Origin of the sequence: Paenibacillus sp. FSL R10-2788 (assembly GCF_038003885.1) — a bacterium.
In the GTDB taxonomy this organism is placed as follows: domain Bacteria; phylum Bacillota; class Bacilli; order Paenibacillales; family Paenibacillaceae; genus Paenibacillus_AQ; species Paenibacillus_AQ odorifer.
This window is the reverse complement of sequence record NZ_JBBOQA010000001.1, coordinates 5,387,611-5,414,215: the sequence shown is the minus strand read 5'-3', so window position 1 is coordinate 5,414,215 and position 26,605 is coordinate 5,387,611. Positions and strand designations below refer to the sequence as shown.

24 protein-coding genes are annotated in these 26,605 nt (G+C 44.6%); 22 read left to right on the top strand and 2 right to left on the bottom strand.

The window, feature by feature from the left end; all coding sequences use genetic code 11:
• Positions 1-354: 354 nt before the first annotated feature.
• Positions 355-1,305: a sugar kinase gene (locus NSQ50_RS24135; protein WP_036677538.1), complete on the bottom strand. Its 951-nt coding sequence runs from the start codon at positions 1,303-1,305 to the stop codon at positions 355-357.
• Positions 1,306-1,651: 346 nt separating this feature from the next.
• Between NSQ50_RS24135 and NSQ50_RS24130 the strand changes: the two genes are divergently transcribed.
• The 6 genes from NSQ50_RS24130 to NSQ50_RS24105 all read left to right on the top strand — a co-directional run bounded on the left by NSQ50_RS24130 (position 1,652) and on the right by NSQ50_RS24105 (position 6,729).
• A complete protein-coding gene (locus NSQ50_RS24130) occupies positions 1,652-2,293 on the top strand; it encodes a bifunctional 2-keto-4-hydroxyglutarate aldolase/2-keto-3-deoxy-6-phosphogluconate aldolase (RefSeq protein WP_038572952.1) in 642 nt (213 codons plus the stop codon).
• 238 nt (positions 2,294-2,531) lie between these two features.
• Positions 2,532-2,768 carry a hypothetical protein gene (locus NSQ50_RS24125; protein WP_036677533.1) on the top strand — a complete coding sequence of 79 codons (237 nt, stop codon included), beginning with the start codon at positions 2,532-2,534 and terminating at the stop codon, positions 2,766-2,768.
• Between the two features lie 308 nt (positions 2,769-3,076).
• Entirely contained in the window at positions 3,077-3,625 is a 549-nt protein-coding gene (locus tag NSQ50_RS24120; protein ID WP_036677530.1) for an RNA polymerase sigma factor, read from the top strand.
• Positions 3,622-4,884: an anti-sigma factor family protein gene (locus NSQ50_RS24115; RefSeq protein WP_076224571.1), complete on the top strand. Its 1,263-nt coding sequence runs from the start codon at positions 3,622-3,624 to the stop codon at positions 4,882-4,884. The genes NSQ50_RS24120 and NSQ50_RS24115 overlap by 4 nt, the downstream gene beginning before the upstream one ends.
• Positions 4,885-5,160: 276 nt before the next feature.
• On the top strand, positions 5,161-6,180 hold the full coding sequence (holA, locus tag NSQ50_RS24110) for a DNA polymerase III subunit delta (protein WP_036677525.1): 1,020 nt from the start codon (positions 5,161-5,163) through the stop codon (positions 6,178-6,180).
• A 36-nt stretch (positions 6,181-6,216) separates the two neighbouring features.
• The gene (locus NSQ50_RS24105; protein ID WP_076214790.1) at positions 6,217-6,729 is read left to right on the top strand and encodes a hypothetical protein; all 513 of its coding nucleotides are present in this window, start codon (positions 6,217-6,219) and stop codon (positions 6,727-6,729) included.
• A 159-nt stretch (positions 6,730-6,888) separates the two neighbouring features.
• Here NSQ50_RS24105 and rpsT read toward each other — a convergent pair whose 3' ends face one another.
• Positions 6,889-7,161 (bottom strand): 30S ribosomal protein S20, encoded by a 273-nt coding sequence (gene rpsT / locus NSQ50_RS24100; RefSeq protein WP_036677521.1) that lies wholly within the window; start codon positions 7,159-7,161, stop codon positions 6,889-6,891.
• A gap of 303 nt (positions 7,162-7,464) precedes the next feature.
• Here rpsT and gpr point away from each other — a divergent pair, with 303 nt between their 5' ends.
• From gpr to dnaK, 16 genes are all read left to right on the top strand, one after another.
• The gene (gpr, locus tag NSQ50_RS24095) at positions 7,465-8,466 is read left to right on the top strand and encodes a GPR endopeptidase (protein WP_036677518.1); all 1,002 of its coding nucleotides are present in this window, start codon (positions 7,465-7,467) and stop codon (positions 8,464-8,466) included.
• A gap of 156 nt (positions 8,467-8,622) precedes the next feature.
• Entirely contained in the window at positions 8,623-9,963 is a 1,341-nt protein-coding gene (locus tag NSQ50_RS24090; RefSeq protein WP_076224569.1) for a stage II sporulation protein P, read from the top strand.
• Positions 9,964-9,998: 35 nt separating this feature from the next.
• A complete protein-coding gene (locus NSQ50_RS24085; protein ID WP_036677514.1) occupies positions 9,999-10,484 on the top strand; it encodes a hypothetical protein in 486 nt (161 codons plus the stop codon).
• 140 nt (positions 10,485-10,624) lie between these two features.
• Entirely contained in the window at positions 10,625-12,439 is a 1,815-nt protein-coding gene (gene lepA, locus NSQ50_RS24080) for a translation elongation factor 4 (RefSeq protein ID WP_036677511.1), read from the top strand.
• Between the two features lie 105 nt (positions 12,440-12,544).
• Positions 12,545-13,183, top strand: coding sequence for a hypothetical protein (locus tag NSQ50_RS24075; protein WP_256717080.1), 639 nt, complete (start codon positions 12,545-12,547; stop codon positions 13,181-13,183).
• 60 nt (positions 13,184-13,243) lie between these two features.
• On the top strand, positions 13,244-14,350 hold the full coding sequence (locus NSQ50_RS24070; RefSeq protein ID WP_256717079.1) for a sensor histidine kinase: 1,107 nt from the start codon (positions 13,244-13,246) through the stop codon (positions 14,348-14,350).
• Complete coding sequence (locus NSQ50_RS24065) at positions 14,335-15,102, top strand: response regulator transcription factor (RefSeq protein ID WP_036677509.1); 768 nt, start codon at positions 14,335-14,337, stop codon at positions 15,100-15,102. Before NSQ50_RS24070 ends, NSQ50_RS24065 begins: the two co-directional genes overlap by 16 nt.
• A 95-nt stretch (positions 15,103-15,197) precedes the next feature.
• Positions 15,198-16,502 carry an ABC transporter substrate-binding protein gene (locus tag NSQ50_RS24060; RefSeq protein WP_076224567.1) on the top strand — a complete coding sequence of 435 codons (1,305 nt, stop codon included), beginning with the start codon at positions 15,198-15,200 and terminating at the stop codon, positions 16,500-16,502.
• A gap of 91 nt (positions 16,503-16,593) precedes the next feature.
• Positions 16,594-17,478 (top strand): carbohydrate ABC transporter permease, encoded by an 885-nt coding sequence (locus tag NSQ50_RS24055; RefSeq protein WP_232061438.1) that lies wholly within the window; start codon positions 16,594-16,596, stop codon positions 17,476-17,478.
• A 63-nt stretch (positions 17,479-17,541) separates the two neighbouring features.
• Positions 17,542-18,369 carry a carbohydrate ABC transporter permease gene (locus NSQ50_RS24050; protein ID WP_076105906.1) on the top strand — a complete coding sequence of 276 codons (828 nt, stop codon included), beginning with the start codon at positions 17,542-17,544 and terminating at the stop codon, positions 18,367-18,369.
• Between the two features lie 19 nt (positions 18,370-18,388).
• Entirely contained in the window at positions 18,389-20,665 is a 2,277-nt protein-coding gene (locus NSQ50_RS24045) for an FAD-dependent oxidoreductase (RefSeq protein ID WP_076141558.1), read from the top strand.
• 185 nt (positions 20,666-20,850) lie between these two features.
• Positions 20,851-22,023: a radical SAM family heme chaperone HemW gene (hemW, locus tag NSQ50_RS24040; RefSeq protein ID WP_076141559.1), complete on the top strand. Its 1,173-nt coding sequence runs from the start codon at positions 20,851-20,853 to the stop codon at positions 22,021-22,023.
• A gap of 93 nt (positions 22,024-22,116) precedes the next feature.
• Positions 22,117-22,608 (top strand): N-acetyltransferase, encoded by a 492-nt coding sequence (locus NSQ50_RS24035; RefSeq protein ID WP_051490987.1) that lies wholly within the window; start codon positions 22,117-22,119, stop codon positions 22,606-22,608.
• Positions 22,609-22,711: 103 nt separating this feature from the next.
• Positions 22,712-23,743, top strand: a complete 1,032-nt coding sequence (gene hrcA / locus NSQ50_RS24030) for a heat-inducible transcriptional repressor HrcA (RefSeq protein ID WP_036677493.1) — start codon at positions 22,712-22,714, stop codon at positions 23,741-23,743.
• 48 nt (positions 23,744-23,791) lie between these two features.
• Positions 23,792-24,373 (top strand): nucleotide exchange factor GrpE, encoded by a 582-nt coding sequence (grpE, locus tag NSQ50_RS24025; RefSeq protein WP_036677491.1) that lies wholly within the window; start codon positions 23,792-23,794, stop codon positions 24,371-24,373.
• 175 nt (positions 24,374-24,548) lie between these two features.
• A complete protein-coding gene (dnaK, locus tag NSQ50_RS24020; protein WP_036677488.1) occupies positions 24,549-26,396 on the top strand; it encodes a molecular chaperone DnaK in 1,848 nt (615 codons plus the stop codon).
• The last annotated feature ends 209 nt before the right edge of the window (positions 26,397-26,605 follow it).

The following is a 26,605-nucleotide window of genomic DNA, read 5'->3' as shown; positions in this document are numbered from 1 at the left end:
GGAAGTCGCTATCAGACTCAGCTGATCTTATAAGCAGTATAATCCCATATTTGGAGTACTATCGGACCCCATCGCAGTTATCGGCATGGAAAACATGCTAAATGCCCTTTTTCATAAGGAATAGCGTCACTGGAGTCCGAGACTACGCCGCAAAGGTAAAAAAATCGCAAATAGCGTCTTCTGGGTCCGAAAGCCCCAGGGGTACGTGATTACACTGCTGAAGCATAGCAATAGCAATAGCAATAGCAATAGCATAGCCATAGCACCATAGTATAGCCATAGCAGCCAATCAGCGACCCAAAAAGCAGAGCAGCGCTCCTCCAATAACGGAGAATCGCTGCTCTTTTGCGATTATTAGACTTCTTGTTGCATAAACTTCGCAAGTTCCTCACGGGTGGGAAGTCCGTCCATATCGCCTGGCGACATGACGGCTAACGCACCGATCGCATTGCCGCGTTTGACGGCCTCAGCAATCGGAAGCTTTTCCAGCATCGCACTGATTACGCCAACCGCAAATCCATCACCTGCACCCACCGTATCAACAACCTGCTCCACCTTGAATCCGTCCACGTAACCTTCCCCAGCAGAGGATTTATAGTAAGCGCCTTCAGGGCCAAGCTTGATGACGACTAAGCTTACGCCACGCTCCAGGTAATAGTCAGCAATCTCTTCGGGTGTGCTCAGTCCGGTAAGGATTTTACCTTCACCGAGCCCCGGCAGGAACCAGTCGCAGCGTGTAGCCAGATCATTGATGGTACTCACCATTGTTTCTGTATCCGGCCATAAGCTAGGACGCAGATTAGGATCCAGAGAGATCGTCTTTCCTTTACTCTTCATAAATTCCATAGCGTGAATAGAAAATTCAAGACAGTTCTTGGACAAAGCGGCGGAGATACTTGTAACATGCAGATGTCCTGCGGAATTGAAGTAGGCCTCGTCAAAATCCTCCAAACTAAGCGTGGAGGCCGCGGAGTTTTTGCGGAAGTATTCGACCTTTGGATCGCCGGTAACCACTTTCGATTTGATAAGCATACCTGTTGAATACTCTTTAGTAAAAGTAATATTGTCCGTATTAATGTTCTCATTCTTCATCGCCTGAGCAATGAATGTGCCAAAGTTATCTTCGCCAAGCTTCGTAACATAACCTGTAGGATGATTCAAACGCGACAAGCCTGTAGCCACGTTGCTTTCTGCACCTGCTAATGCTTTGGAGAACGAAAATACTTCATGCAGAGGACCGGCCTCATTCGCATAAAACATCGCCATCGGCTCCCCGAAAGTGACGGCATCCAGCTGTTTACTCATTTTTAGTTCCTCCTAGGGTAATGATTTTATCCCAGTATAATGATTTGTAATTTGAAATTATCACATAAATCGGTTTTGTACAATAAAAGAATGATTTTTAACCAAAAAACTTTTTTCGTAAAAAGAAAATAATGTTTCCATAAACCCTTGTTTTATAAAGGTTTTTATTAGATTTTATTGATTATTTCCACCTGATGTAGTAAAAATGTATTGACTGTTAATCGTATTGTTATTACTATTTCCTTATAGAACAAAACGCAATAATTAGTAAATTTAATAAAAAAGTTTATCTAAAAAAGTATTTCCTGTTTATCTATGATCGTACCAAGAGAAAGGGAGTCTACTGATGAAGAAAATGAAAGTATTACAGAATGTGGCATCCGTCGGGGTTGTAGCGGTTATTCGAGCAGATAGTGCTGAGGAAGCTTTTAAGATGTCCGTTGCTTGTATAGAAGGCGGTCTAAATAATATTGAGGTAACTTTTACTACACCAGACGCGGACGTGGCGATTAAGAGATTGGTTGCAGAGTACGGGAGTCGTGCGGTGATTGGCGCCGGAACTGTCTTGGACCCATTAACAGCTAGAATAGCCATTCTTGCAGGTTCAGAGTTTGTCGTTAGTCCCTCTTTTGAAGTGGAGACAGCTAAGATGTGTAATCTTTACGGCATTCCCTATATGCCTGGTTGCATGACATTAAATGAAATGAAGGAAGCGTTGAAGTACGGCGTGGATGTGCTTAAACTGTTCCCTGGCAGTGCTTTCGGTCCGGATTATGTAAAAGCGGTTAAAGGTCCTATGCCACATGTGAATATTATGCCGACCGGTGGCGTGGATTTGAACAATATGGAGAAGTGGATTGCAAACGGCTGCATGGCTGTGGGCATTGGGGGGAATTTGACTGCACCGGCGAAGAATGGCCGATACGATCAGATTACCGATCTTGCTGCCCAATATGTGGCGAAGTTTAAAGAGATAAAAGGGATTTAATGTATAGTTCGAACGAAGATTGAAATCCAGATTCGCGTTTTTATTTATAGGCTGTGTGGCTGACAGATGTTGGCCATGCAGCCTTTTTATGTTGATTTTCTTTGAGCTGTCCATATTCCTTTTATTCTATGCTTTTTAGAAAGTATAGAATCGGGATAAAGATAATAAACTATATAATAGAAGAGTAGTGATACATGGACTGAACGTCAGGATCTATTATCCAGCCGGGAGTGAGTATATGCCTGCTTATAATGACAAAGCGCTGTATCAAGCAGCGGATGAAGATGATGCTGAGTACGTAGAAATTGAGTCGGCATTCCATGGTTGTAAGGTGACGGAAGGGCAGATCTACAGATTAGAGCGCAATTACAATAACCCTCAATTATTTGAGAATGGAGAAGCTTATGTGGTGGATGATGAGACTAGGGAAAACTACGCGGTCTTCATGCTCTGCAAAATTGCGCTCTATAAATAGAGTTTCTTGCCCGATTCCGGAGGGTAATATTTAAGACAGACGGCTTCATTTCCGACAAGGGGATAGGCCGTTTCTTTTGATGTCATTTTTGTTACTAAGATAGTGAAAAAGAGTATTTGAATGATTGTTGTTTCCCCTGTATGCTTAGTAGGAATTATTGGCTGTGCAATGCGGGATAGCGCGTTGTAACGGCTGGCTTAACATGACGTTCTAAGAAAAGTTTGGTATTCTAAAAATATTAATTACACGGTTGCAACAAATTCGCAGTCTTGCGCGTCAGTAAGATTGCATAGAGAGGGGGAACCTTCGTGGTGGAGCAGGGACTCATCAGAGCCGCTCAAGCGGGCGATCGCGACGCTCTAATCACCCTATTGCGAGAAATTGAAGGACATGTATATAAAACGGCCTTCTACATTTTGCATAATGAACAAGATGCGTTAGATGCATCTCAGGAAGCCTTGATCCGGGTTTATACAAAAATCGGCTCATATGAGGAGAAGGCCCAGTTCAAAACGTGGGTTCAGCGAATCGTCACTAACATTTGCATTGATAAATTCAGAAGAACTAAACCTACAGTTTCTATTGATGAACATGAAATGGTGTTTCAGGATAAACACAATGTGGAACGTGAGGTTCTATCCTCTTATTTAGCTGAGGATATACGTGAAGCAATTGATCAATTGCCCGAGCATCATCGGACAGTCATTGTCCTGCGCTATTTACAGGATTTTTCTTACAACGAGATTGCAGATTGTCTGGATTTGCCCTTGAATACAGTGAAATCATACTTATTTCGGGCTAGACAGCAACTGCAGAATAGACTTCAGGAGTACCAGAAAGGTGGTGTATCGGGATGAAATGCGCGGAGGTGATGGAATGGATGCACCGCTATTTAGACAAAGATTTGAGTCAAGATGAGATTGTTGAGATGTTCCGTCATATCGATAATTGTCCTTCCTGCGCGGAAGTCTTTGAGCGCCTGACACTTCTCTCCAATGAATTGGAGCAGTTGCCAGACGTGAAACCCCCGTTTAGTCTGGTTGACTCTATTTTACCTCAGCTTGCAGAATTGGATCGAAGCAGTCGTGAACAGAGTGCTGTGAGATCTGAGGAGCCGGTTGTTGTCCCATTTTCACGTGAAAGCTCCCGCGGTAAACCTGCCAAGGGAACCTCTATAGCAACACGGACAGGCATTGGAGCTATTGCAGCTGCCGTTCTATTAGGGATCGCAATATTTAATATGCCCGATAAAATGCCTGGGGCAGAAGTAGAACAAAGGATGCAGGATAGTGCTAAAACAGCCAGCGATGATACTAAGGATACAGCAATGGAATCGCAAGCTTCTATTACTGCTAACTCTGATGGAGCTTCTCCTGCCGCTGGTGGAGAGAACGAGGGCGCTGCGCAGTTTAAGACGGATGCACCGGAGATGAACGAAGATAACGCCGCTTTAGATAGAGCGACGGGACCAGTGGACCCTGCCTCGATGCCAAGTGCACCGGCGGATGCAGCTGATGCGGGAGCGGGAGCTGGAGGGCGGTCGATCACTGAACCGCCTCAAAGCGCAGATCCTAAGCCGACAGAGAAGATTGCTCCGCCAAGGCAGGATGTCGCCACGAAATCTCAAAATTCAGATTCTAGCAACGCCAGTAGCAATCAGCTAAAGGTGGATAATAAGGAGCAAACTGCTGATATGAATTCAGACAGCGCAGCCGATTCTGCTCCACCGATGGAGGATTCTTTAAAGTTTCCATATGACTACGGACGGGAAGTTATGAGCTTAAGCAGTTCTGAAGATCCTAATGTGCAGACCTGGACTTCTCCTGATGGTCAGTATGCTATAGAATTTGTTGGGTTGCAGCTTGTAATTTATAAGAAGTCGCCAGAGGGCTCAGCGGAAGAACGGTTAGCCGTAAACTCTTATCCGCTAGAAGGAAATTGGATTTCTGGTGAATGGTCCGCGGACAGCTCGAAGTTTACGTACGTGACAGAAAAAGATGGTGTGAATGTAACCAAGGTGTTCACTGTACAGGAAGCAGCTACTGCTTCTTCAAGTCCGGCTGCATCCCCTGGAGCGACCCCAACGAACACTCCAACCTCATCTTCAACAAATTAAAGTGGGGTTGGAACTTTTTTCGAAGTTTCTGAATATACTATATCAACAGGACAGGAACTAGAAAGTATAGGTTTTGCAGAACATCGGTATGACCGCCGGATGTGGAGTTTCTAGAGCTTCGCACTCCGTCGTTTATATAGATGCGCCGCTTAAACGGAGAGGCTTTGGCCATGGCTGCCAGAGTTTCTCCGTTTTTGCATGCATTTTTGTAGTTTTTTTTGCTACAATAGAACTCTGGACAAAATGGGCTAGATGAATGGAAAAGGAAGTGGCGGGATGGATGCCAAAACGGCGATAAAAGAAATCAAACAAGGGAAGATCTCACCGTTGTATGTTTTATATGGCAGTGAGAAATTTCGAATGAATGAATTCACGGCACTGCTGGAAGAACAGCTGATTGCTAAAGAGGATCGTGATTTCGCAGTTATTCCCTTTGATCTCTCTGAGACGCCGGTGCAGGCTGTGGTAGAAGAAGCGGAGACTGTGCCATTTATGGTAGAACGTAAACTATTGCTGGTGCGGGATGCCTCGTTATTTACAGCGGGCAAAGAAAATGCCAAACTGGAGCATCGTATAGATCTTTTAAGTGACTATTTGCAGCATCCTGTAGACTTCAGTGTAATCGTCTTTATGGTGAATAATGATAAGCTGGATGAGCGTAAAAAAATTGTGAAGACTGTCAAATCAGTGGGCACAGTGTTAGCCTTTAATCCGCTGGGAGCAGAAGAGCTGCTGCGCTGGGTGGAAAAAGGAATTCGTGAGCGGGGTTGTGTAATGGCACCTGGCACGGCAGAAATTCTTATAACGAATGCAGGTACAGGCTTGCAAGGTTTATCTGCAGAGATGGACAAGCTTTGTTTATTCGCTGGTAAGGGCGGCACTGTAGACGCGGGGGCCGTAGAGAGTCTGGTACACCGTGGAACAGAACAAAATGTGTTTACGCTTGTTGAGGATATCGCTAATCTGCGTCTTGATAAGGCGCTTGATACCTTGTATGAGCTGCTGAAGCAGCGTGAGGAACCGATCAAGATCGCAGCGCTGGTTGCGCGGCAGTTCCGCATTATTTTGCAGGTTAAGGATTTATCAGCACATAGTTATTCGCAGGGACAGATTGCGTCACAGATCGGATTGCATCCTTATGCGGTTAAGCTTGCTGGGGAGCAGGCCCATAAGTTCTCCAGTGAACGATTGCGGCAAATCTTAAGTGCATTGGCGGATCTGGATTATAAAATGAAAACAGGGGCTATAGACAAAGTGCTAGGGCTGGAACTGTTCATGCTGCGTTTAGGTGTCTGAGCTAAGAAGGGAAAAAGTATTGGAGATGATCTGACTATGAAAAGAATATTTCAATATTCGGCACTGCTTTTACTCGTTCTACTAATTAGTTCCTGTGGCAAAACGGATACTAATTCATCGTCAGGATCTGCCTCTGAGTCGCCTGCGAATACGAATACGAATACGAATACGAATACGAATACCTCTGCAGATGCACCTTCTTATTTTGGTGAATGGAGTGTACAAAGTATAGTAGGTTCTACACCTGTCTCGGCAGCGGAGGATGAAAAGCTTATTGGAATGCGGGTAACTTATTCGATAGAAAAGGCCTCTTTTGATAAAGATGAAATTATGAGCCCTGAATATAAGGAAGAGAACATCACTAAGGATGACTTTTTTAACGAATACAGAAATGAATTAAGTGACCTTGGGATCGAAACGGAATCGGTTAAGACGGTATCTATAAATAATTGGACGAATCCCGGCAGCAGTTTTATTGTTAAAGACGATCAAACGATGATTTTCTTATGGGATGGTAACTATTATGAAATGAAAAAAGAGAAAAAATAAATGAAAGAAGACCGCCTCTCTGAGGGGGTCTTCTTTCATTTAACAAAACATCTCTTAATAGTAACTAATACTACTTATTATTAATTAATAGACACAAAAAAACCTAACCGTATGAAGCATAGCGGTCAGGTTCTTCAATTGCTCATTATGAATGTCGTCTTAGGCTTGAGCCGTAAGAGCGTTCAATTTCTTCGCCAAGCGGGATTTTTTGCGGGCAGCCGCATTTTTATGAACCAGACCTTTACTTACGGCCTTGTCCAGCTTTTTGGAAGCAGCTAGGAAAGCAGCTTGAGCAGTTTCTACTTCCGTACCAGTCAGAGCTACATCAGCAGTTTTCACAGCTGTACGAAGCGCGGATTTTTGGGAAGCATTCAGTGCACGGCGTTTTTCGTTCGTGTTTACGCGTTTAACCGCGGATTTAATATTTGGCATTGCATTCACCTCCTGTAAGACATTCGAAATCATTATCAAATGATTCACAACTTAAAATAGTTTAGCATGACCGGTAGCAAAAAGCAATACTTAAAGCTTTCAAATTAAACCTCCGTATCCTGCATAAACATTGGCTTTCTCTCGCACACTATCGACAAAAGAGCATGGGCAGAAGCTTGCCAAATGAGGATGAACTCATGGAAGTGTATGCTTACAAAACTAAGCAGCTGCTTTCGAAGTGAGTTTTGTTCGAAGTAATTCATGGAAGTGTATGCTTACAAAACTTTTAGGAGGCTGGACACAATGGAACCGGATCTGCAGCTATATTCTGTGCGCACCGATTTGGCGTTAGAGGCAAAGGAAATGGCTCAAGGCCCACAACGAACGCCAATCCCTGGTGTGAACGAAGAAGTGGAAGAGTCTGATGGGATTAAAGTGACCCGTCTTGGTGTAGCTAATGCTGCCGGATCACAGGCAATAGGACGCGCAATTGGCAACTATGTAACCCTTGAGGTACCCGCTCTGCGTGGCGGAGATACAGGCTTGCAGCAAAAGGTGGCAGAAGTTTTTGCCCGCGAATTTGAGGACTTTTTGATCAGAATTGGGATTGGCAAGGATGCATCTGTGTTGATTGTTGGTCTTGGTAACTGGAATGTTACACCGGATTCACTGGGTCCTTTAGTGGTGGAGAACTCACTCATTACACGGCAGTTCTATGAGCTGGTTCCGGATCAGATCTCCCCTGGTTATCGTAAGGTGAGCGCTATTGCTCCTGGAGTGCTTGGGCTGACTGGAATTGAGTCGAGTGAGGTCGTGCAGGGAATCGTGGATCGCACGAAACCTGAGCTTATTATCGCCATAGATGCGTTGGCATCCCGGTCACTGGAGCGTATCAATACGACGATTCAAATTGCGGACATTGGGATCCATCCCGGTTCGGGGATTGGCAACAAGCGACGTGGATTAACCCAAGAAATTCTGGGTGTTCCTTGTATCGCAATCGGAGTGCCCACTGTCTGCTATGCATCAACTATTGTAAATAATGTGCTGGAGATGATGAAAAATCACTTCGGGCAAGGAGCAAACCATACTAAGGAAATCATGGGGATGCTGGACGATATCTCTGAGCAGGAACGCTTGTCATTAGTGAAGGAAGTGCTTGAACCCCTGGGGCACGATTTGATCGTCACTCCCAAGGAAATCGATGAATTTATTGAAGGGATCGCGAATATCGTGGCCAGTGGTCTGAATGCGGCTTTACATGATGCGGTTGATCCTGAGAATGTTGGCGCGTATACCCACTAACTGAATTATGGTTTGTTAAGCCCGGCGGGATGCTGAATTAAGGTATCCTGTACGGGCTTTATGTCTATTCTCTCATTTTCGGTTCTAGTATTGCTCTTGCACTCATAGATTTGGAGTATAAGAGATTACAGAGGGCTGGAGGAGGACATAACTACAATGAATAAAAAATGGTTTCAGCTTTGGAACATCGGCCGTTTAAGGGGAAAAATGCTGGATGTTTTATCGCTGGGGAGAACGATGCTGCTGTTGGCCGGAGGTTCACTAGTATTTTTTTTGCTGCTTGGAGCCGGTGGATTGGCCGGACAGAAGCTTAGCTCTTCACCCATTCCTTCAATGAAGGGGCTTGCCGCCTCCTTGTCTAGTGGTTTTTTCATGGAGCTGCTGGGGATGGAGGTGCCGCATTTACCGCAGGGTAAAGAGACATCCGCTTTTTCAGGTGAAAAGGTAACTTCTTTCGTATTTCAGTTGCTGACCAGCGTGAATCCAGGCGACCCTAAGAGTCTAGTCTCTCGTGAAGTGCCGGGGATGGCGGCGGATGATCCATTTCTTTTGCGGAAAGGTTCAGGTGGATCTACAGGAGCACCAGTGGATTATCATCCTGGGACTGATGAGCTGGCTGAGGGTAGTAGAGATGCGGAAACTTCTGTTCCGGACGAAGGGGACAAGCAAGAAGATGTTACAACACAGCAGCCTGAAGCGACGGTTGCACCATCTCCTGATCCATCAGCGGCGGAGGAAGGGACGGATAAGAGTAATCCGCAAAGCGGCACAGACAGCACTAAGGATACCTCGATCAAACGGATTCTAATCTATCATTCACATCCTAGAGAAGCCTACAATCCTCTGTTAGGGGCAGCAAATGAAAATCCCAGCTCCGGAGTTTCAACTAAAAATGTAATGCTGGTAGGATCATATATTACGAAAAGACTGGAACAGCTCGGGATTGGTACGGTTCATGCCAAAGAAGATTTTCCGACCAAAGTCACCGACTATAACTGGAACTTTTCCTATAAATATTCCCGGATCTTGGTTAAATCAGCACTCAGCGCAAATGAGGAAATGGATAGTTTTATCGACATTCACCGTGATTCGCAGCGTCATAGCAAAACAACAGCTGTTATTGACGGGAAAAGCTATGCACAGGTCTATTTTATCATTGGACATGCAAATAAAGACTGGAAGAAGAACGAAGAGTTTGCCAATAAGATTCATCAACAGCTTGAAAAGAATTACCCGGGAATATCTCGTGGGATATGGGGAAAAGCTGCGGGTAAAGGCAACAACGGAGAGTACAATCAGACCCTGTCTCCCAATAGTGTTTTGATTGAAGTGGGCGGAATTGATAACTCGGCTGAGGAATTAAAGCGGACGGCTGATATTTTGGCAGATGCTATCGCTGATGTGTACTGGAGCAGTCATGACGCTCAGAAGGTGAACGCACCTGAAAAAGTGGCGAATCCCACTACAACACCAAAGAAATCAAACGGAGCTTCGTAAAATAAATTACCAAGGATCAAAAAGGAGTGGTGTACATGTCGCGTTTTGGAAAAAAACTGGTTATGGTTGGGATTTGGGCAGGGATTGGCATCCTCTTAGGGATGCAGTTCGGCGGAAGCGGTGGGTCAACAGTCTCTAAGATTCTACCCGGCTGGAATGCCAGCCCGACTACGCAGACCAGTCAAGTAACAGGCATGCAGCCACAGCCACAACTGCAAAAGAATGGTGTGACACAGGGTGGGCAGACTTATGTATATGTGCCAATGGTAATCGATCCTGTCACAGGTGCATATACGGCTGTTTCTCCTTTGCCTCAAAATAGCAATACAACGCCAGCCGCAGATCCTCCTCAGCAAGTTGTGGATGATTATAGTACGAAATCTCCGGAGCAAATTTTAATTCCTGAGGAGCAAAAGCCTACAGTCGATGTTCTGGCAGATAAGACGGCAGGTCTCTTGCAGCAGGCTTCCCAGAAGGGAATCCGCTGGGTAGTTTCATTGTTCGCTTCGGCAGAAAATTAACAGCAAATTTAGAAGAAACGGTTATTTCACGGGATCGTGTATAGCTGTTTCTTTTGTTTTGGGCCAGCGCGGGATTGATGGAGTAAGCTTGTACTGTTATAATAAGTGGATTAATATCAGGCTGTCTGTGGGGGTAAGGAATGACTGACGTTCAGAAAAGACAACAACAAATTCGCAATTTCTCGATTATTGCACATATAGACCATGGTAAATCGACACTAGCTGACCGCATTTTGGAATACACGGGGGCACTAACCACGCGTGAAATGCAGGAACAGGTACTCGATCAGATGGATCTGGAGCGCGAACGTGGTATCACAATAAAGCTGCAAGCCGTGCGTTTAACCTATCGTGCAGACGATGGTGTAGAGTATTATCTCAACTTGATTGATACACCGGGGCACGTCGATTTCACCTATGAAGTTTCCCGCAGTCTTGCAGCATGTGAAGGCGCACTGCTGGTCGTGGATGCGGCTCAAGGAATTGAAGCACAGACGCTGGCCAATGTGTATTTAGCACTGGATAACAACTTGGAAATCCTACCTGTGCTCAACAAAATTGATTTGCCAAACGCTGACCCTGACCGGGTAAAGCAGGAGATTGAGGATGTTATCGGGCTGGATACCAGTGAAGCGGTTATGGCATCTGCCAAAGCCGGTATCGGAATCAAGGAAATTCTGGAGCAGGTGGTGAAGCAGGTTCCTGCGCCATCCGGTAATTCAGAAGAGCCGCTTAAAGCATTGATCTTTGACTCTCACTACGATCCTTACAAAGGCGTTATCGTCTATGTGCGCGTAATGGACGGGAAGATCCGTGCGGGTTCGAAGATTAAGATGATGGCAACTGAGAAGACCTTCGAGGTCATTGAAGTTGGCGCATTTATGCCGCGTATGACCATTGTCGATGAATTGAACATCGGTGATGTTGGCTTTATCGTAGCTGGGATCAAGCATGTTGGAGATACCCGTGTCGGTGATACTGTCACTGACGCAAAGAATCCTACTGCTGAGCCGCTTCCGGGTTACCGTAAGATCAACCCGATGGTATATTGCGGGTTGTATCCGATTGAGACCTCCGATTATAACGATCTTCGTGAGGCCTTGGAGAAGCTCCAGCTAAATGATGCTTCGCTAAGCTTTGAGCCGGAAAGCTCAAGCGCGCTTGGATTTGGTTTCCGTTGCGGTTTCCTTGGACTCTTGCATATGGAGATCATTCAAGAGCGGATTGAGCGCGAGTTCAATCTGCCGCTAATCACAACAGCGCCGAGTGTTATTTACCGAATTATGCTGACCAATGGCGAAATGATCCAAATCGACAACCCGTCACATTATCCGGAGATCGGTACGATTGACTATATTGAAGAGCCGTATGTTAAAGCAGCGATCATTGTGCCTAACGACTTCGTGGGTACTGTAATGGAGCTGTGCCAGAACAAACGCGGCGAGTTCGTAAATATGGAATATCTAGATACTAATCGTGTAACGATTACGTACGAGATTCCGCTGTCAGAGATCGTTTATGATTTCTTTGATCAGTTGAAATCCGGTACGAAAGGATATGCTTCTTACGACTATGAAATTTGCGGATACCGTCGTTCGAATCTGGTCAAGATGGATATCTTGCTTAACAATGAGCAGGTCGATGCCTTGTCCTTTATCGTTCACCGCGATCGTGCCTACAACCGCGGACGTATCATTTGTGAGAAATTACGTGGGATTATCCCTCGTCAAATGTTCGAAGTGCCGATTCAAGCCTCTGTGGGTACGAAGGTAGTTGCGCGTGAAACCGTTAAGGCGATGCGCAAAAACGTACTTGCTAAATGTTACGGCGGTGATATTTCCCGTAAACGGAAGCTGCTTGAGAAGCAAAAAGAAGGTAAGAAACGCATGAAGCAAGTGGGTAGTGTAGAAGTACCACAAGAAGCGTTTATGGCAGTACTGAAGATCGACGAGTAAAAAATAGGTAGAGCCGGGAGAGTATCCCGGCTCTATTTTTTTGAGCAGGAGCAGATTACAATAGGGGGAAGGATTGTAAGCACATACAAAGTGAGGGGAGTCCTCGTGAAGCGATTATATTTGAAACTTACGCCAAGTACCTTTAAGAATCGGATTTTATTAGCTTTCTTGCTGTTGGTACTAACACCCATTGCCATACTCGTTCTATATAACTTTAAAGAGACAGAACGAATGCTGCAGGATAATGCGGAAACGAAGAACATAGAGCAGCTTATTGGTATTAAGAATGGTTTTGTTGATCTCATGAGTCTCGTGATGAAAACAGGGTCATTACTCGAACAAGATACGACGATTTTATCGATAATGAAGAATCCCGAGCAATCTGATGAAATCACGAGAAAAAAGCTCGTTGAAAACAAGTTCGGAGCGATTGAAAATACATTCTTCATGAGTGGAGCGACGGTGTATTATACTTTAATCGACCTTCATGGAAACGCATACACTTCCTTTATGCCAAAGGAAACTTTGAGCTACGACGAAATCCAATCAGAGGATTGGGTTCAAGCATTGAAGCGAGAAGGAACGAATCGATATATATGGAATCCGAATGACAAGAATAATGTGGTCCGGGAAAGTACAACAAGTAAGAAAATGCTTAGTCTCTATGAGGTTATGCGTGATAATGATTTGAATATTTATGCCTATGCAAGATTAAGTATCGATTATGAGGAGTGGTTTACTTGATCAACGTTAGGGAGTAAACAGGAAGGGGCTTTATTTCTACTCGATGCCTTGGGGGGAGTGATGCTTAATCCCCTTAAGGATGAGGCTTTTTCCTCTGATATTGCGCAGAGTATTGTGAAGAGTGCCAACCAGCGGCAGACGGGGCGTGCTGCATCCATTGTCAACCCGAAGGAGGAAAGCTTATACACCTACAGCTACATCGAGGAGTTAAATGGCTATGTTGTTAAAAAGGTGCAGCTAGCACAGCTTTTTCTTGAAGTAGACAAGCAGAAACGACGGTTTTTTGGTGGATTTGGAATCATTCTGCTGCTATTTGTTCTATTAACTTATTTCATATCATCGACGATTACAGTACCGCTTAAGAAGCTACAGAAGAAGATGGAAATGACCGCTAAGACGAATCTCAAAATGAAATTACCCGAGCAAGGGCGGGGAGAGATTCTTGCCCTGACTCAGAGTTTCAATATAATGATTCATGATTTAAATGAGCTGTTGCAGCGTCTTCAGCTTGAAGAAAAACAGAAGCAATTCGTTCGGTTTCAGGTATTACTTTCGCAGATGAACCCGCATTTTCTACTAAATACATTGAATACGATAAAGAGCATTGCCTTAGATAAAGATGATGATGAAATTTATGGAATTTGTGTTGCACTAGGAAAAATATTGGAGACAACCTTAAATACTGAAGTGGATTTGATCCTGTTAAAGGATGAAATCGTACTAATAGAATCTTACATGGAGATACAGCGGCAACGTTTTGGACATGGGATTGAAATTCAATATGATATCAACGAGGAGCTGCAATACGCGTTAATCCCTAAATTTTGTCTGCAGCCCTTAATTGAAAATAGCTTGATTCACGGCTTCGGTCAGTCAGTAAAACAAGGGAGAATTGATATCTCCGCTAAGGTGACTGGACAACAGCTGTACCTGCAGGTTAGAGATAACGGCATGGGGATAGAAAGAGCACAGCTGAATAAGGCTACACGGAAACGTAAAGGAATCGGTGTTCAGAATATTAGGGAGAGCTTAGAGCTGTTGTTCAAGAATCAACGGACAGGTATGGACATTGTATCTTCGGATACAGGAACTGAAGTGATCATCCATTTTCCATTCCTTATTTCAAAACCTTACGATGGAGGTAAGCTCACATGTGGAGAACGTTAATTGTGGATGATGAACAACCTGCGGTTAAAAGTATACGGAAGCTATTCTTAAAGGCTGGAATCCCGTTTGAAATTATAGGTGAGGCGGAGAATGGAGAAGTAGGCTTGCAAATGATTCGTGAGCTTCAGCCTGATGTGGTAGTGACGGATATCAATATGCCGGTGATGGATGGGGTGAAGCTTCTTCAAATTGCGCGAGAGGAAGGCTTCGAATGCCGGTTTGTAATGTTGACCGCATTGAGTGAATTTGAATACGCCCGCCAGGCGCTCGTATTTGGGGCTTCGGATTACATTTTGAAGTTATCTTTAGATCTCCAAGGTTTGAAGCAGACCATGGGTAAGGTTCAGGCCGAGCTGGAGCGAATGGTGAAGATGAAGAAAGCCGATAAATGGTTTCCGGAGAAGCAACAAACGGGACCGACAGATCATGTGGAGATGAACAAAATTATAGCTTATATTGAAGAACATTATGCTGAGGACATCTCGCTCAAATCCATGTCAGAGTTGATCCGGATGGATGCCAGCTATATAAGTGACTTATTCAAGAAAAAGACAGGGAAAACGTTGACCAATTATATTCAAGAGCGTCGGATTCAGGCTGGGAAAATGCTGCTTGCAGAAACGAAGCTAACGATTAGCGAGATTGGGCAGCAGGTAGGCTTTGAGAACGATAATTATTTTATAAAAATCTTCAAAAAGTGGTGTGGTGTCACGCCAAATGAATTCCGTAAAGAACCAAAAAACGTTCTATAAGTTCCCAAATGTAGTTCATCCCCCAAAATCCGCTCTGATGATAAAGTTATAGATGTAGAGCACAACACATAATCCTTCCAAGGGGGAAGCTATCTATGAAGAAAAAGTGGTATCCTGCAGTGCTTTCTGTCTTATTAGCAGGTACGATGCTGGCTGGTTGTGGGAGTGGTGGAAGTAATGAGGCGCAGGGCAGTGCAAATGGAGAAACAGCAAAGGAGAAAATAAAGCTCACTATGTGGGGGGCAGTTCCTGCAGAAGCCGGGCCTCAAGCTGTAATTGATAACTGGAATAAAGATCATCCAGACATTCAGGTCGAGTATATCCGTAATGTAAATGACGATGCAGGCAACTTAAAGCTGGACACTGCCTTGATGACCAATCAAAACATAGACCTTTTCATGAACTACGATCTTGCTCATTTACAGAAACGTATGGATGCAGGCGTTGCCTTGGATCTAAGCAAGAAAACAGACTATGACATCGACAGCCAGATCGGCGAGGACGCAGCAATGTGGAAAATCAATGATAAGTACTATGGGATTCCTACAAAGAAAAACATGGCGTTTGTATGGTTGAACAAAGATATGCTGGATGCAGCAGGATTACCGATTCCTGCGGTGGACTGGACTTGGTCAGATCTTGAGGAGTATGCGAAGAAGCTAACGAAGCCTGGTGTGTACGGATTATTGCAGGCAGATTCCTCCTTCTCAACAACGATGGACGGTACGCTGGCTGGAATGGGTGTGAAACAGGCGGATGGTACCTCAAACTTTGGGAATGATCTCTGGAAACAACACCTGGAAATATTGCATAACATGATGTTCGTGGACAAATCCACACCGGAATATGGGGAGCAACTGACCAGTAAAATGCCGGTTGATACCATGTTCCTGCAAGGCAAAGCGGCAATGCTGGCAGCCGGTGAGTTTATTTTTAGAAATGCGAACAACTTGAAGGACTATCCGCATGATTTCAAAACCGCGTTCGCCGCTATTCCAAAAGTGAATAAGGATCAAAAGGATTATAAATATTCGGGCGGTGTGGGTGACATGCTTGCTCTTAATGCAAAGTCCAAGAACCTGGATGCAGCTTGGGAGTTCGCAAAATGGTATGCGGATGGCGGTATGCTGCCAATGGCAAGCGGGGGGCGTATTCCAGCCTCTAAGAGTGTAGACAGTAAGGAAGCGATGAGCCTTCTCTTGAATGGTGTAGAAGACAAATATGATACAGATTCAATGAATAATATTGTATTCGGCAAATTCCCATCCTTCCAGCTAAATGTACCTCAACAAGCCATTGATGCACGTAAAGAAGAGTATGAAAAATACTTCTTAAATAAGCAAGATATTGATACTACGATGAAAAATATGCAAACCCGTTCGCAAGAATTAATGAAATAATGAAATAGTTAGCACAAAAGAGAAGGAGGAAGAATTCTTCGTTCTTCTCTTTCGTGTACCCATTTTTCAGCATACGAAAGGCGGCGATACCGTGAAGCGGAGAAGCTGGATGGACAGACAAGGCTGGATCGGCATGACTTTTATTCTCCCGAATATGATTGGTATTCTCTTATTCTTTGTGATTCCTGCAATCTTTTCCTTTGTCCTGATGTTTACGAATTATCAATTTTCAAATCCAAATTGGCAATTTACCGGGCTGGATAATCTCAAACGGTTGTTCCATGACGATAATTTCTATGCCTCGATCAAATATACGGTGATATTCCTGATATCGGTTCCAGTATCGATGGTGCTCGCTTTTATTGTGGCGCTATTTCTAAACCGCAGTGTGTATCTTAAAGGCGTATTACGTGGAATGTTTTTCTTACCGTATATCTCTAGTGGAGTAGCCGTTGCATTTGTCTGGATGCTGCTATTTCAGCCTTCACAGGGACCCATCAATGAACTGCTTCGCTGGATTGGCATAACATCGCCGCCAGGATGGTTTGCAGATACGGAAACCGCAATGTATGCCATTGATATCGTACAGATCTGGCTGATGCTTGGCTACAATATGATCATATATTTAGCGGCACTACAGGAAATCTCGACAGAACAACTAGAAGCTGCCCGGATCGATGGTGCAAGCACATTCAAAACAACATGGAAAATTGTATGGCCTCTTGTTAGTCCAACAACTTTTTTATTAATGATTACCGGATTAATTATGACGATGAAATCGTTCTCGATTATTCAAGCCATTACGGCTGGAGGACCTAGCGGAAGTACGACGGTCTTATCACTATTCGTTTATAAAACAGCATTCAGTTATTACGATATGGGATACGCTTCAGTTATTTCATGGTTCTTGTTCGCCGTCATTCTCGTTATTACAGTCATTCAGTGGATCGGCCAAAAGCGCTGGGTTCATTACTAAATGAATCCACAAAGTGGAGCTTTGCGGGAGGCCCCGAAACCATAAATTAAAGGAGCAGGCGGTATGAATGAAAAAGCAGGAAACATGAAGGTGAAGCTGCCAGTAACGATCATCATGTTTGTTCTAGGACTATTTATGATTGTGCCTTTTCTATGGATGCTCAGCACATCTTTTCAGACACCTGCCGAGGTGTTTAACGAATGGCTGCCTTCATCTCTCAACTGGAGCAATCATATTCGGGTGTGGACAGGAAGTTATGATTTTGTTCCGTATTATTTAAATTCACTTAAGATATCGATTATTGGAACTGCGGGAGCTGTGTTTCTATCTGCCCTTGCCGCTTACGGATTTTCACGTACTTCGTTTAAAGGGCGTGATGGCCTATTCGTCATATATCTATCCATGATGATGATTCCACCGCAGGTGCTTTTTGTTCCTAAGTTTATCATGTTTAACTGGGTTGGGATTTACAATACGCACTTGGCCCTAATCCTTCCAGCCATGTTCTCGATCTTCGGTGTATTTATGCTTCGGCAGTTCTTCATGGGCATTCCTAAGGAAATTACGGAATCTGCTTTTCTGGATGGAGCCGGGCATTACAAAATATTTTTCCGCTTAATTCTGCCATTAGCGAAGCCGGCAATCGCTACATTTGCTATTCTTGATTTCTCCTGGCAATGGAATGATTATGAGAATGCGCTTGTATTTTTGCAAAGCCCTAAGCTATATACCATTCCGCTTGGATTGCAGAATTTTATTCTTGAGAACAATGTGGATTACAACGGGATGATGGCCGCTTCGTCGGCTGCGATCATTCCAATGATTGTTATCTTCTTCATAGGTCAGAAATATATTATTCAGGGGATTTCTAGCTCGGCTGTGAAAGGCTAACTATAGGAGGGATACTGACATGAGAACAGAAACGGTTAAATCCGATGTGACAGTGGTCGGGGGTGGACTTGCAGGGATGAACGCGGCGATTGCTGCAGCACGTCTTGGGTTAAAGGTAGCACTGGTACAGAATCGTCCTGTACTTGGTGGTAACTCGAGTTCAGAAGTTCGGGTTTGGGTATGTGGTGCAACAGGACATGGTGTAAATCGCTATGCACGTGAGACAGGCATTATGGGTGAGCTATTCATCGAGAATCAATACCGGAACCCGGAAGGGAATCCATATCTATGGGATCTAACCTTGCTCGAAGCGGTGAAGGCAGAATCGAATATCAGCTTGTTCCTAAATACCGATGTACGTGAAGTGGAAGCGGAAGGTGAGGCAGAGGAGCGTACGATTCAGAGTGTGACCGGCTGGATGATGGGATCTGAGCGGTTAATCACGTTCGAGAGCGATGCTTTCATCGATTGTACGGGTGATGGTTTAGTTGGCTTCCTAGCAGGAGCGGATTTCCGATTAGGACGTGAAGCCCGTCATGAATTTAATGAGGAATGGGCACCAGAAGTGCCTGATAATATTACATTAGGCAGTACATTATTATTCTATACACAGGATACTGGAAAACCGGTACGTTATGTTGCACCCTCATTCGCGAAGGATATTACAACAACGTCTATCCCGATCCGCCGGGTCATTCGGAGTGGGGATTCAGGCTGTCACTACTGGTGGATTGAGTGGGGCGGCGAGCTTGATACGGTGGATGAGAATGAACGTATACGTGATGAACTATCCTCTGTTATTTATGGGATTTGGGATTACATTAAAAACTCAGGTCATTTTGATGCCGAAAATATGACGCTGGAGTGGGTTGGCTCAATTCCGGGTAAACGTGAATACAGACGGTTTGTTGGCGATACGATCTTAACGCAAAATGATATTCTTGCGCAGCGTGAATTTGCAGACCGGATTGGATTCGGAGGATGGTCGATTGATCTGCATCCACCGCAAGGGATGTACGCAGAAGAGAGTGGCTCCAAGCATCTGCATGCGGACGGGATCTACCATATTCCATTTGGTTCGCTATATTCGAAGAATGTGCGGAATCTATTCTTCGCGGGTCGTAATATCAGTGCATCTCATGTGGCTTTTGGAACCACACGTGTTATGGCAACCTGTGCGATCATGGGTGAAGCAGCTGGAGCAGGTGCCGCTTTATCCGTCATCAAAGGTGTGACTCCACGTGTAATTCGCGAGCATCATATGCATGAATTACAACAGGTGATGTTGAAGCAAGATGCTTCGATTATTGGATTACGTAACGAAGATCCACTGGACCTCGCCAGAAAAAGCGAGATTCATGCATCCAGCACGTTGAATGGTATCCTGCTGGATCGTCCAGCCGAAGCTTATGAGCTTTCTCATGATGTAGGGATTTTGTTTCCGGTTGAAGGAAGTATCCGTGGGTTAAGGCTGCTTGTGTCAGCAACTATTCAGACGCAGCTGACCGTGGAGATCTGGACGACTGGACGCGCGGAAAATTACGTGCCGGCGGAGTGCAAACAGGTTGATTTTATAACAGTAAAGGCTGGAGAGCAGCAATGGATTGAAGTTCCGATACAAGAGGAGAAATGTAGTCTTATCGGCGAATGTAATATCTTCGCTATTATTCGAGCTAATGAACACCTTCAATTGCATATTTCAGAAACCCCAATCACAGGTGTCATTACATTTGAGCGCGGTGCTAAATCCGTTGTTGATTCAGCGCTGGAAGATCATCAGCCAGATCAGCCGGTGATAGAGTGGAGCATGAAACAACTTGTACGCAGGCATTTCTGCTTTGCAGTAGAAACATCGGCATATGCTGCATCTAAAGTCATTGATGGGTATGTTCGACCTTTCGCGGGACCGCATAGCTGGGTTTCTGAGCCGATGACCGCGGGTAGATCGGAGTGGGTAGAGGCGCGTCTCCCGGATGCTGTTCCAGTCTCCGAAATCCATTTCACCTTTAATGATGATGTCAATGAAGATCTCATCAACTTACATCACCATGAAACGCCATTTCTAGTGATTCCTGAACTGGTAAAGAACTATGATGTAGAGCTGCTCATTGATGGCGCGTGGCAAGTCATGCTCCGTGTCAAAGATAACCATCGCCGGAAAAATGTTCATCGATTAGAGAAGCCTGTCCTTACAGATGCTGTCCGGATCGTTATTCATGAAACTAACGGTGGAGTACATGCCGAACTTGTGGAAATGCGGATTTATCAAGAAGCAACGGCTTTGCCGTCCTTATAGGGACGGTATCCGTTTCTGCGGGAAATACAAAATATATAGGATAACGTAAAACTTATACTTTCTTATATTATAAAATAGAGTTCATTTATAAATGAACGCCCTCGGAGGGAAGCCGTCAGGCTTCCCTTTTCTTGTTTTTTAGATTACACTATTCAAACGATATTTTTATATAAAGGAGACAGCTAATGACAACGAAGACTAATGGCCGTCCCCCTGAGGCTGTATACATTCATATCCCTTTTTGTACCAATAAGTGCTTTTATTGTGATTTTAATTCCTATGTACTCAAGGATCAGCCAGTTATGGATTATCTCGAAGCTTTGGATCGAGAGATGGAGCAGACCGTCAAGAACACCCCTCCGGGTGTTATCAAAACGATCTTCGTCGGCGGAGGCACACCCACTGTTTTAAAACCTGATGAAATGGCTTATTTCTTAAAGTCTGTTCGTACGCATTTCCCAAACTGGGATAAAGATATTGAGTTCTCTATGGAAGCTAACCCTGGAACAACGGATCTGGACAAGCTGACGGTTATGAAAGAAGGTGGCGTGAACCGGGTGAGCTTTGGCGTTCAAGCATTTCAAAACGAGCTGCTCACAGGCATCGGCCGGATTCATAATGTAGATGATGTATACCGGAGCTTAGAGAATGCACGTGCAGTTGGACTAAATAATCTTTCGGTTGACCTGATGTTTGGGCTGCCTAATCAAACTGTTGAGATGTTGGGCGAAAGTATCACCAAGGCGTTGGAGCTGGATCTACCCCACTATTCTATTTACAGCTTGAAGGTGGAGGAGAATACTCTTTTTCACACGCTGTTTAATAAGAACAAACTTCCTCTTCCTAATGAAGAAGATGAATTGCAAATGTACCTCCTGTTGATGTCCTCTATGAAGGAAGCGGGTTACAATCAATACGAGATCAGTAACTTCGCGAAACCAGGAATGGAGAGCCGCCATAATATCACCTACTGGCGTAATGAAGATTATTATGGTCTAGGAGCAGGAGCGCATGGATATGTGGGACGTCAGCGGCATATTAATGTTAAGGGCGTAAATCCATATGTAGAAGCCACACGTAAAGGGCTGCCACGACTGGATGCATACCCAATCTCAGAAGCAGAAGCGATGGAAGACTTTATGATGGTCGGCTTGCGTATGCATGAGGGCGTCTCTAATGAAGCTTTTCAGGCGCAATTCGGGCGTTCAATAGAGGAAGTATTCGAGAAATCCTTGCATAAAATGCTGCATGCAGGGCTGTTGGAACAAGAAGCAGGGGTTTACCGACTCAGCAAGCAAGGAATCTTGTTTGGGAACGATGTTTTTGCTGAATTTGTAGGCGCCCTGACAGAAGTTTAATTTTAAAATACCCCTTGAATTGTAATTCACTCTGTTGTATATTTATTCATATTATCAACAGAGGGGTGAACCAAAGTGCTTGCCAAGACGGAAATGATTCGCCATTCGTCTCCAGCGGGAGACGCACAGGTGATTTGTAGAAATGCTGTGGTAGAAGACGTTGAGCCATTGTATCTAATGATAGAAGAGTATGCCCAGCGCGGCATCATGTTGCCCCGTTCCCGGCAGGCGCTGACACGCCAGATCGATCAATTCGTAGTTGCCGAAATCGAAGGCAGATTCGTAGGCTGTGGTTCACTTTTCAAGCTCGGGAATGATCTCGTAGAGATTCGTTCAATTGGATTGAATGATGAAGGTAAGGGTAAAGGCGTAGGCTCCATGATATTGGCGAAGCTGGTCGAGGAAGCTAGGAACCAGAAAATCCCAAAGGTTATGGCACTAACCTATGCTGTTGATTTTTTTCTTAGAAATGGATTTGAAGTCGTCCAGAAAGAGATTTTCCCCGAAAAAGTATGGACAGATTGCGTGAATTGTAAAAAGCAGCATGCCTGCGATGAAATAGCAGTGCTTAAGATACTGAACTGACTTGACAACGTCAATGTCAGTTTGGTATTTTTGTATTAGTGGTTAGCACTCATCTGAGTCGAGTGCTAACGAATCGGAGCCACAGCCGATAGGAGGGAATAACATGTTAACTGATCGCCAGAGAATGATACTAAATGCAATTGTGGATGATTATATTTCATCGGCAGAGCCAGTAGGATCTCGCAGCATTTCTAAACGGGGAGATGTAGGATACAGTCCGGCTACGATTCGAAATGAAATGGCTGACCTGGAGGATTTAGGTTATCTCGAGCAGCCTCATACATCGGCGGGAAGAATTCCTTCCCATAAAGGATACCGATATTATGTGGATCATTTGGTACCGTGGAATTCCGCCGAAACGGCAGAAATGGGCACGATCCGCGCTTTTTTTGCCGAGAAGCTAAATGCAATGGAGCAGGTAATCCAACATGCGGCGATGATTCTTTCCAATATGACGAATTATACTTCCATCCTGCTGGGACCGGAGGTTTTTCATACTTCATTGCGTCATTTTCAGTTGTTACCACTAGATGATACAACCGCTGTGGCCATTATCGTCACAAGTACGGGGCAAGTTGAGAATCGTACGGTGAACATTCCGCCGGAGATTTCTGTTTCCGAGATGGAGAAAGTGGTTAACCTACTGAATAGTAAACTGGTCAATGTACCACTCTATAAGCTGAAGACTCGGCTCTATTCCGAGCTTGGCGAAGAAATGCAGCGTCACATCTCACATTATGAAGAATTAATGCAGGTGCTGGACACCGCGCTGGAAAGCGATCAAGAGCAGCGCATCTATCTCAGCGGAGCAACGAATATGCTGACACAGCCTGAGTTCAAAGACGTAGACAAGGTGAAGAGTATTCTTGATCTGCTGGAAGAGACACCGACACTGCTCAAAATGCTGGCCCCTACAGTGGGTGGCACAGGTATTCAAGTACGAATAGGAACAGAAAACAATCACGAAGCGTTCGCTAACTGTAGTCTGATCACCGCCACTTATTCACTTGATGGGCAGGCACTAGGAAGCATTGGAATCCTTGGGCCGACCCGTATGGAATATGCAAGAGTGATGGGGATCTTGGGCATTTTATCCCGAGATTTGACAGCGATGCTGGCGCACTGGTATAAGTGAACAGAGTCAACATGATTTCGTGAATGATTTTAAGGAGGTGAAGACAACTTGAAAAAGGAACAAGTTCAAGATTCTAATGAATTCAAAGAGGAATTGATCAATGAGGAGCCTGTGGCTGAAGTAGTCTCAGATGCCGACTCATTTACAGCTGAAAACGTTAGTGAAGGTGCTTCAGATACAGGTGCTGAGGTGAAACGCCTACAGGATCTTGCTGATGAATATCAAGGTCGTGCACTTCGTGCACAAGCTGATTTTGATAACTTCCGTCGTCGTACCCAGAAGGAAAAAGAAGAGTTGGCTCAATATGCTACCTCCAAGCTCCTGACGGAATTGCTTTCCGTGCTGGACAATTTCGAGCGTGCGTTAGTCACTACTCCAGCTAATCCTGAATCCGAAGCTTTCGCGAAGGGCGTTAATATGATTTTCCGTCAGCTGGATGGGGTATTGAAGGCTGAGGGGCTTACAGCTATGGAAACAGTAGGACAGCCTTTTAATCCTGAATACCATCAGGCTATTATGCAGGTTGAGAGCGAGGAGTACGAAGAGGGTATCGTTACAGAAGAGGTTCAAAAAGGATATCTTCTGAAAGATAGAGTTCTTCGTCCGGCCATGGTCAAAGTCAGCATGTAGTCTGTCTATATAGGACGGGCAGTTTCTGCTCGCCATAAAGCAGCAGTGCTTTTGCCTACTATTTATCCGATTGCAGGCTGTTGCCCGGATAGTTTATTATCAATCGAATTTTTTTGATATTTTTATAAATTTATTGAGCTTAGGCTCCATATAACTTTAGAGGAGGCAAATTATTGTGAGTAAAGTTATCGGTATTGACTTAGGAACCACGAACTCTTGCGTTGCCGTTATGGAAGGCGGCGAAGCCGTAGTAATTCCAAACCCAGAAGGCGCGCGTACAACCCCTTCGGTTGTAGGCTTTAAGAAAGACGGCGAGCGTATCGTCGGTGAAACGGCTAAACGCCAAGCGATTACTAACCCTGATCGTACGATCAGCTCTGTTAAACGTCACATGGGTACTAACCACAAAGAAAGCATTGATGGTAAAGACTACTCCCCACAAGAAATTTCGGCAATGATTCTGCAAAAACTGAAATCCGATGCAGAGGCTTATCTTGGCCAAACTGTTACTCAAGCGGTTATCACTGTTCCTGCTTATTTTAATGACAGCCAACGTCAAGCTACCAAAGATGCAGGTAAAATTGCAGGTTTGGAAGTTCTGCGTATTGTGAACGAGCCAACAGCAGCAGCTTTGGCATATGGTCTGGAGAAATCCGAAGATCAAACCATTCTAGTCTATGACCTTGGTGGCGGTACTTTTGACGTATCCATCCTTGAACTTGGTGATGGCTTCTTCGAAGTAAAAGCTACAAGCGGCGACAACAAGCTGGGTGGCGACGACTTTGACCAAGTGGTTATGGATTACCTGGTATCCGAATTCAAAAAAGAGCAAGGCATTGATCTGAGCAAAGATAAATCTGCTGTACAACGTTTGAAAGATGCAGCTGAAAAAGCGAAAAAAGAATTGTCAGGCGTACTGACAACAACTGTATCGCTTCCGTTCATCACTGTGGTTGACGGCGTACCTCAGCACTTAGAGATCAACTTGACTCGGGCGAAATTTGATGAACTGACTGCTGGTCTGGTAGAACGTACTTTGGGACCAACTCGTCAAGCATTGTCTGATGCTGGTATGACACCTGCAGACCTTACTAGAATCGTTCTGGTTGGTGGTTCTACACGTATCCCAGCTGTACAAGATGCTATCAAAAAGCTTACTGGCAAAGAACCACACAAAGGTGTGAATCCGGATGAAGTAGTAGCTCTTGGTGCTGCTGTTCAAGCGGGTGTATTGACTGGTGATGTTAAAGACGTTGTATTGCTTGACGTAACTCCGCTTTCCCTGGGTATTGAAACTGCAGGTGGCGTGTTCACGAAGATGATCGAGCGTAATACTACGATTCCTACAAGCAAATCCCAAGTATTCTCAACCTTTGCTGACAATCAACCTAGCGTAGAGATTCACGTGCTGCAAGGTGAGCGTCAAATGGCAAATGGCAACAAGACACTGGGACGCTTCATGCTGAACGAGATTCCACCAGCACCACGTGGCGTGCCACAAATCGAAGTTTCTTTCGATATTGATGCCAACGGTATCGTAAATGTATCTGCAACAGATAAAGGCACGAACAAGAGCCAAAAAATCACTATCACTTCTTCCAGCGGCCTGAGCGACGCAGAAGTAGAACAAATGATGAAGGATGCCGAGCTTCACGCTGAGGAAGACCGTAAGCGTAAAGAACTGGTAGAAGCGAAGAACGGTGCTGACCAACTCGTGTATTCTACTGAAAAAGTAATTAAAGATCTTGGTGATAAAGCTGATGCTTCTGATGTTGAAAAAGCAAATGAAGCTAAAGATAAAGTTAAAGCAGCACTTGAAACTGACAATCTTGAAGAAATCAATGCAGCTACAGAAGCATTGACTGAGATTGTACAACAGTTGTCCATGAAGCTGTACGAACAAGCTGCTCAAGCTGAGCAAGGTGCTGAAGGTGGCGCTGGAGCCGCTGAAGGCGCTCCTAAAAAAGATAATGTAGTTGACGCTGACTATGAGGTTGTTGACGAAGATAAGAATCAAGGGTAACCTTATACGATAAGTGTAATAGGAAACTGATAAATTCTTATATAGTTAAGAAGGGAAGGTCAAAACCGGGTCATCCCGTGTTTTGACTTTCCTTTTGTAATATCAGATTGCACACTCTTTGCGAATGCGCCTTCTGATATTGTAAGAATAAACATCGCTGAATCTGGATGGTCAGATCCTGAGGTTTTATCGTATAATGGTTTGTTTGA

Excerpts from the sequence above, each read along its gene's own strand:
- NSQ50_RS24135 (WP_036677538.1), bottom strand. The coding sequence starts at position 1,305 with ATGAGTAAACAGCTGGATGCCGTCACTTTCGGGGAGCCGATGGCGATG.
- lepA (WP_036677511.1), top strand. The coding sequence starts at position 10,625 with ATGACTGACGTTCAGAAAAGACAACAACAAATTCGCAATTTCTCGATT.
- hrcA (WP_036677493.1), top strand. The coding sequence starts at position 22,712 with ATGTTAACTGATCGCCAGAGAATGATACTAAATGCAATTGTGGATGAT.
- NSQ50_RS24050 (WP_076105906.1), top strand. The coding sequence starts at position 17,542 with ATGAATGAAAAAGCAGGAAACATGAAGGTGAAGCTGCCAGTAACGATC.
- NSQ50_RS24125 (WP_036677533.1), top strand. The coding sequence starts at position 2,532 with ATGCCTGCTTATAATGACAAAGCGCTGTATCAAGCAGCGGATGAAGAT.
- NSQ50_RS24130 (WP_038572952.1), top strand. The coding sequence starts at position 1,652 with ATGAAGAAAATGAAAGTATTACAGAATGTGGCATCCGTCGGGGTTGTA.
- NSQ50_RS24070 (WP_256717079.1), top strand. The coding sequence starts at position 13,244 with ATGCTTAATCCCCTTAAGGATGAGGCTTTTTCCTCTGATATTGCGCAG.
- NSQ50_RS24115 (WP_076224571.1), top strand. The coding sequence starts at position 3,622 with ATGAAATGCGCGGAGGTGATGGAATGGATGCACCGCTATTTAGACAAA.
- NSQ50_RS24085 (WP_036677514.1), top strand. The coding sequence starts at position 9,999 with ATGTCGCGTTTTGGAAAAAAACTGGTTATGGTTGGGATTTGGGCAGGG.
- NSQ50_RS24045 (WP_076141558.1), top strand. The coding sequence starts at position 18,389 with ATGAGAACAGAAACGGTTAAATCCGATGTGACAGTGGTCGGGGGTGGA.
- NSQ50_RS24090 (WP_076224569.1), top strand. The coding sequence starts at position 8,623 with ATGAATAAAAAATGGTTTCAGCTTTGGAACATCGGCCGTTTAAGGGGA.
- rpsT (WP_036677521.1), bottom strand. The coding sequence starts at position 7,161 with ATGCCAAATATTAAATCCGCGGTTAAACGCGTAAACACGAACGAAAAA.
- NSQ50_RS24060 (WP_076224567.1), top strand. The coding sequence starts at position 15,198 with ATGAAGAAAAAGTGGTATCCTGCAGTGCTTTCTGTCTTATTAGCAGGT.
- NSQ50_RS24105 (WP_076214790.1), top strand. The coding sequence starts at position 6,217 with ATGAAAAGAATATTTCAATATTCGGCACTGCTTTTACTCGTTCTACTA.
- hemW (WP_076141559.1), top strand. The coding sequence starts at position 20,851 with ATGACAACGAAGACTAATGGCCGTCCCCCTGAGGCTGTATACATTCAT.
- gpr (WP_036677518.1), top strand. The coding sequence starts at position 7,465 with ATGGAACCGGATCTGCAGCTATATTCTGTGCGCACCGATTTGGCGTTA.
- holA (WP_036677525.1), top strand. The coding sequence starts at position 5,161 with ATGGATGCCAAAACGGCGATAAAAGAAATCAAACAAGGGAAGATCTCA.
- NSQ50_RS24065 (WP_036677509.1), top strand. The coding sequence starts at position 14,335 with ATGTGGAGAACGTTAATTGTGGATGATGAACAACCTGCGGTTAAAAGT.
- NSQ50_RS24035 (WP_051490987.1), top strand. The coding sequence starts at position 22,117 with ATGATTCGCCATTCGTCTCCAGCGGGAGACGCACAGGTGATTTGTAGA.